Source organism: Pseudonocardia sp., assembly GCF_025965585.1.
In the GTDB taxonomy this organism is placed as follows: domain Bacteria; phylum Actinomycetota; class Actinomycetes; order Mycobacteriales; family Pseudonocardiaceae; genus Pseudonocardia.
On record NZ_JAOPWR010000433.1, the window covers coordinates 1 to 6112 of the forward strand.

A 6112-nucleotide genomic window follows, 5' to 3' on the forward strand; every position below is an offset into this window, starting at 1 on the left:
CGACGCCGGCGAGCGCGGCGGCCAGCGGCAGCGGGCAGTGCGGTCCGAGCACCGCCGCGGCGTCGACCAGCCTGCGGGTGTCCTCGGGACAGGCTGCGCAGCGGTCCTGCACGAGCAGCCGGAACGACCGCGGCGACGGCAGCGGCTGCCGCTCCGGGCCCCAGCCGGCCGGCGGGAACTCCTCCAGCAACGCCCGCGCGTGCAGCGGGTTGCCCTGGGTGCCGAAGCGAAGTCGCCGGGCGGCGGGTGGCTCCAGCCCGATGCCCAGCTCGGAGGCGAGGTCGCGCAGATCCTGCTCGTCGAGCCCGCGCAGCCGGAGCTCGCTGCCGCGGTGGCCGCTGACCAGGCGCCGCAGGCTCTCCGGTAGCTCCGCGGCGCGGTCGTCGCGCACGGCCACCAGCGTCAGCACCGGGTCGGCCACCAGCCTGCGGAGCGCGAAGATCAAGGCCTGCAACGACGGCAGGTCGGCCCAGTGCGCGTCGTCGACGACGAGCACCACAGGCGCCGGCCCGTCGATGCGGTCGAGCAGGTCGAGGATGCGCGTGCCCACCGTGACGGGGTCCTCGACGCGCGTGTCGGCACCCACCGCCACGGCCTCCAGGAGCGCCGCCCCGGCCCCGGCCGCCGAGCGGGCGAGCTGCTCCACCACCCCGTGCGCCAGCAGCGACTCGGTCTCCTCGCCGCTGGAGCGCACGACGACCGGGGCGGGCGTGATGCCGGGATCCTGCAGGAAGTGCTCGATGAGCGCGGTCTTGCCGATGCCGGCCGGGCCCTGGATGTGGACGACCTGCGGGCGCCCGGCGACGGCGTCGGCCAGCCGGGCACGCAGCACCGCGAGCTCGGGTTGCCGGCCGACGAACAGCGCCATCGCGTCCTCAGGTGACGGCGTGACGCACCGTGGGGAGGCGTCATCGCCCCGGGCGGACAGGGGGACGAACGACCCTACCGCCCCAGCAGCCCCCGGACACCCCGCTGCGCGGCCCCCGTCCCCGGCCGCCGGCTCGCCGGCCGGGCGCCGATCCGCGTACCCCCGCGCGGCACCGGGGCCTGCAGGACCGTCCGCTGCAGGGCGGCCCCGACCCCGGTGGTGACGAGCACGTCGTACCAGTAGGCCGCCACCTCGCGGACCATGTCGGGATCGTCGATGTCGAGGGTCGCCAGCCCCGTGGTGTCGGCGTGCTCCACGGCGACGCCGTTCAGCACGCCGACACCGACGCCCTCCCGGACCATCGCCACCACCGTCGACGGGTTGTCGACGGTGACCCGCGGGGCGGCGGCGAGACCGCGCGCGGCCAGCAGGTGGAGCAACTCAGGCTCGGCCTCGCCCGTTGCACCCGCCACGACCAGCGGGTACGTCACCAGCTGCTCGGGCGGCACCGGGGCCCCCTCCCGGGCCAGCCGGTGGTCCTCGGGGACGACGACGCGGATGCGCTCCCGCCAGAGCAGACGTTCCTGAAGGCCCGGGGCCAGCGGGTGCGGCAGGGTCGGCAGCACCGCGACCACGATGCCGTCGGCCGGGAACCGGCGCTCGACGTCGTGCCAGCACTGCTCCGACAGCACCACCCGCACCCCGGGGAGCTGCTCGGCCAGCCCGGCGACCACGGCGGGGAAGAGGGCGGCGCCGATGCACGGCGTGGTGAGCACGGAGAGTGACTCCTGCTCCATCGCCCGCAGGGCGCCGACCGCGGACCGGGCCGAGCCGATGCCCGACACGATCTCGCGTGCGTGGCGGGCGAAGACCTGGCCCGCGGCCGTCAGCGTGGCGGGCCGGTGCGAGCGGTCGATCAGCCGGACACCGAGCTCGCGCTCGAGACCGGCGATGTGGGCGCTGACCCGGGACTGGGACCGGTGGACCTGCTCGGACGCCGCGGTGAACCCCCCACGGTCCACCACAGCGAGAAACGTCTCCAGCCAGTCCAGTTCCACTGAGTAGAGGTTGGACCCCCGCATCCGGGTTCGCACCGGTGAACCACCCCAGGGTTTCGTGCCGGTACCCCGGGGCGGCGGTCACCCATGCGTGGAACGGATGGAGTTCCGGGTATCACGCTCTGGCGCGACCGGGTGGAGAGCGTGTTCTGTTGAGTGAACCCGGTCACACCTCATCACCAGTAGGTGACGTGCCCCTTTCGGCTAGCGGCAAGTGCGGCCCACCTCCACGACGACGAGGAGCGATCGATGGCAGGCAACTCCGCCGAATCCGGACGATCTGTGACCAGCAAGATCACTGCGATCCTGATGACCTTCACGGAGGGCAGCGAGCACTCGCTGACCGAGATCGCCCGGCTCGCCGGCCTGCCGATCTCGACGGCCCACCGGCTCACCTCCGAGCTGGCGTCGTGGCGGTTGCTGGACCGCACGGAGCAGGGTCATTACCGCGCGGGGCTGCCGCTACGGATGATCGGCACCCGTGACGGCTGCCCGCCGAGCATCCAGGAGAGGGCCCCGTGCGTGCTCGAGGACCTCTCGGCCGCCACCCGGTGCCGCGCCCGCCTCGGCGTGCTGAACGACCTCGAGGTCGCCTACATCGAGAAGGCGCCGGGCCAGCGGCCCGTGTCGGCGTTCACCCCGGCCGCGACGCTGCCGGCGCACCCGACGGCCGTGGGACGCGCGCTGCTGGCGTTCGCGCCGGTCAGCACGGTCGAGATGACGATCATGCGGGGGCTCCGGCCGTACACGACGCACACCGTCACCTCACCGGACCGGTTCCGGCGAGCCCTGGCCGTGACCCGGCTGACCCGTGTCGCCGTGACGCGGTGGGAGCTGGAGGCCGGCACCTGCGGCGTCGCCATGCCGGTGTTCGGTCCGGGCGGGGACGTCGTGGCCGCCATCGAGCTGTGCGTGCGCGACCTCGGCCACGAGCTGCAGCCCATCATGGCGGCGCTGTCGATCGCGTCGCGCAGCCTGTCGCGCGAGCTGGCGGGGCAGCCGAGCACGGCGGTCGCGGTCGCGGCCGTGGCAGAGTCGATGGCGAGTGCCGTCATCGGGATCCCGGTGAGCGGTCCCGCGGCTGGGGCGCCGCAGGCGTCGCGCGAGGCGGTCCGGGCCTGAGCCGGGAGCGCTCAGGTCAGGACGTAGGTCCCCGGGCCGGGGCCGAGCACGGGGTACGTCGGGCTGCCGGTCCTCGGGGGCTTGCGCATCGCGCCGGAGCTCGCCTCCGACCAGCCCGCCCAGTCCTCCCACCAGGAGCCGGCCTTCCGCTCGGCACTCGCGCGCCACAGGTCGGCCGAGGGCGGCAGCGCGGTGTCCGTCCCGGCCCCGTCGTCGGAGGGAGCGACCATGTGCCACGCCTTCGGCCCAGGCGGGCTGACGATGCCCGCGATGTGCCCGCCGCTGCCCAGCACGAACCGCGTGGGGCCGCTGACCAGCCCGCAGGTCTTGTACGCCGACTCCCACGGCACGATGTGGTCGTTGATCGCGCTCACCACGTAGGTCGGTGACTTGATCGTGGTGAGGTCGACGGTGCGGCCGCCGATCTCCAGCAGGCCCTGTGCCAGCTTGTTCTCCACGTAGAAGTTGCGCAGGTAGAACGCGTGCATCGCGGCGGGCATGCGCGTCGAGTCGGCGTTCCACGCGAGGATGTCGAACGCGGGCGGGTCCTGGCCCATGAGCCAGTTCGACACCACGTAGTTGAAGATCAGGTCGTTGGCGCGCAGCATGTCGAACGTGCCGGCCATCGACGCGCCGGGCAGCGTGCCCTCCTTGCGCATCTTCTTCTCGAGCTTGTCGACGGTGCGCCTGTCGGTGAACGTGCCGAGCGCCCCGGGGTCGGTGTAGTCGAGCATCGTGTTGAGCAACGTCAGCGTGCCGACGCGCTCGTCGCCCGTCTGGGTCAGGTAGGCCGCGGTGATCGCGGTGAGCGCCCCGCCGAGGCAGAGCCCCACGATGTCGATCGTCTCGGCGCCGGTGATCTCACCGATCACGTCGAGCGCGGTCTGCGGGCCGTACACCAGGTAGTCGTCCATCGTCGTGCCGGACATGTCCTCCGACGGGTTGAGGTAGCTGATCGCGAACACCGTGCGCCCGTGCTGCACCGCCCACTCGACGAAGCTGCGCTGCGGCGCCAGGTCCATCACGTAGTACTTGTTGATCCATGGCGGGCTGCACAGCAGCGGAGCGGCGTGCACCCTCTCGGTCTGCGGCTCGTACTGCAGCAGCTCCATGAGGTCGTTGCGGAAGACCACCTTCGCGGGTGTGGCGGCGAGGTTGCGCCCGACCTCGAAGCCGCTGGTGTCCACCTGCCGCGGCCGGCCCTCGTTGTGCAGCACGTCGTCGACGAAGGCGCGGGCGCCCTTCAGCAGACTCGCGCCGCCGGTGTCGAAGGCCCGCTTGAGGGCGGCGGGGTTGGTGGCGAGGAAGTTCGTGGGCGCCAGTGCGTCGAGCAGGAGGTCCACGGCCATCGCGGCCTTGCGCGCCGCGTCGGCCTCCAGCGCCGCCGACCCCACGACCTCCCGCGCGAAGCGGGACGCGGCGAGATAGCCCAGCCGCACCGAGTAGTAGACGGGGTTGGCCGCCCAGCTCGGGTCGGCGAACCGGCGGTCCTTCGGGTCCACCTCGAACGACGGCGCGGCGTCGCGGCCGAGCCAGCGGGTGGCGGCCACGACCGGGATCTGCGCGAGGTCGGTGGCCAGCCGCATCGTCGCCCGCACCGGCACGGCGGGGTTGGCCAGCGTCGAGCGCAGCGCCTGGGTGAGGGCGTCGCCGAAGCCGGCGGCGTCCATGTCCTCGAAGAGATCGGACTCGGGGCCCAGCACACCGGCGGCCCGTTCTGCGACGTCACGGGCGGAGTCCGCGTCCTGTGCCATAGGTCCATCCTCGCGTCGGGGCGACGCGGCGGGGCTGCTCTCCCGCTGGTCGGAAGCACGGGCCGCCCCGGGTGGGGCACGGGGACCGTGGGCGCGTGCGGCGCAAGGGCTGGTGGTGACGTCCACTGGCCGGGAACGCCCCCCACTCGTCGCCGCGACCGGCGATCCTGGACCGACGCCCACCCGGGGAGCCCGATGACCGCATCCGCCGTCGCGACACACCAGGCCACCGCGCCCACCTCCCTGCGCACGGCGATGGCCACCGTCTGCATCTCCGGCACGCTGGAGGACAAGCTCGCCGCCGCCGCGGCCGCGGGCTTCGACGGCGTCGAGATCTTCGAACCCGACCTCGTCGGGTCGTCGTGGTCGCCCGCCGACGTGCGCGACCGCTGTGCCGAGCTGGGGCTCTCGATCGATCTCTACCAGCCCTTCCGCGACTTCGACGACGTCCGCCCTGAACAGGTCGAGCTCAACCTGCGCCGGGCCGGGCGCAAGTTCGACGTGATGGCGGAGCTGGACACCGACCTGGTGCTCGTGTGCTCGGCCGCCTCGCCGCACGCCGTCGACGACGACGGGCTCATCGCCGAGCAGCTGCACCGGCTCGGCGACCTGGCGGCCGAGCGCGGGATGCGGGTGTCCTACGAGGCGCTGGCCTGGGCCACGCACGTCAACACCTACGAGCGGTCGTGGGAGATCGTCCGCCGCGCCGACCACCCGGCGCTCGGGCTGTGCGTCGACAGCTTCCACATCCTCTCCCGCGGCTCCGACCCGGCCGGCATCCGCGGCATCCCCGGCGACAAGCTGTTCTTCCTCCAGCTCGCCGACGCGCCGCACCTGGACATGGACGTGCTGCAGTGGAGCCGCCACCACCGGCTGTTCCCCGGCCAGGGCACGTTCGACCTGCCCGCGTTCCTCGGGCACGTGCTGGCCGCCGGCTACGACGGGCCGCTGTCGCTGGAGGTGTTCAACGACGTCTTCCGCCAGTCCGACCCGCGCCGCACGGCCGTCGACGCGCTGCGCTCGCTGCTCGCGCTGCAGGAGGCGACGGTGCCGAACGCGCCGCCCGCCGTCCGGGAGCGGCTGACGGCGGCGGCTCCTCCCCCCGAGCCGCAGCTCGCCGGCTACGCGTTCGCCGAGCTGGCCGTCGACGACGCGTCCGGGCCCGCGGTGGCCGGCACGCTCGCCGCGCTCGGGTTCGTGCACGCCGCGCAGCACCGGTCCAAGCCGGTACAGCTCTGGCGCCACGGCGCGGCGACGGTGCTGCTCAACGGGGGCGCCGCCGCGGGCGCCGCCGTGGCCGCCATCGGGGT

At 73.7% G+C, this 6112-nt stretch carries 5 protein-coding genes; 2 read left to right on the forward strand and 3 right to left on the reverse strand.

Annotated features, from left to right (window positions below):
• A partial coding sequence (locus JWR81_RS26770; RefSeq protein WP_297658896.1) for an AAA family ATPase occupies positions 1-868 on the reverse strand: 868 nt, incomplete at its 3' end.
• Positions 869-942: 74 nt separating this feature from the next.
• Positions 943-1926 carry a LysR family transcriptional regulator gene (locus JWR81_RS26775; RefSeq protein ID WP_297658898.1) on the reverse strand — a complete coding sequence of 328 codons (984 nt, stop codon included), beginning with the start codon at positions 1924-1926 and terminating at the stop codon, positions 943-945.
• 282 nt (positions 1927-2208) lie between these two features.
• Between JWR81_RS26775 and JWR81_RS26780 the strand changes: the two genes are divergently transcribed.
• On the forward strand, positions 2209-3048 hold the full coding sequence (locus tag JWR81_RS26780; protein ID WP_297658900.1) for an IclR family transcriptional regulator: 840 nt from the start codon (positions 2209-2211) through the stop codon (positions 3046-3048).
• An 11-nt stretch (positions 3049-3059) separates the two neighbouring features.
• Here JWR81_RS26780 and JWR81_RS26785 read toward each other — a convergent pair whose 3' ends face one another.
• The gene (locus JWR81_RS26785; RefSeq protein WP_297658902.1) at positions 3060-4802 is read right to left on the reverse strand and encodes an alpha/beta fold hydrolase; all 1743 of its coding nucleotides are present in this window, start codon (positions 4800-4802) and stop codon (positions 3060-3062) included.
• Between the two features lie 195 nt (positions 4803-4997).
• On the opposite strand from JWR81_RS26785, the gene JWR81_RS26790 reads away from it, so the two are divergent.
• A partial coding sequence (locus JWR81_RS26790; protein WP_297658904.1) for a sugar phosphate isomerase/epimerase occupies positions 4998-6112 on the forward strand: 1115 nt, incomplete at its 3' end.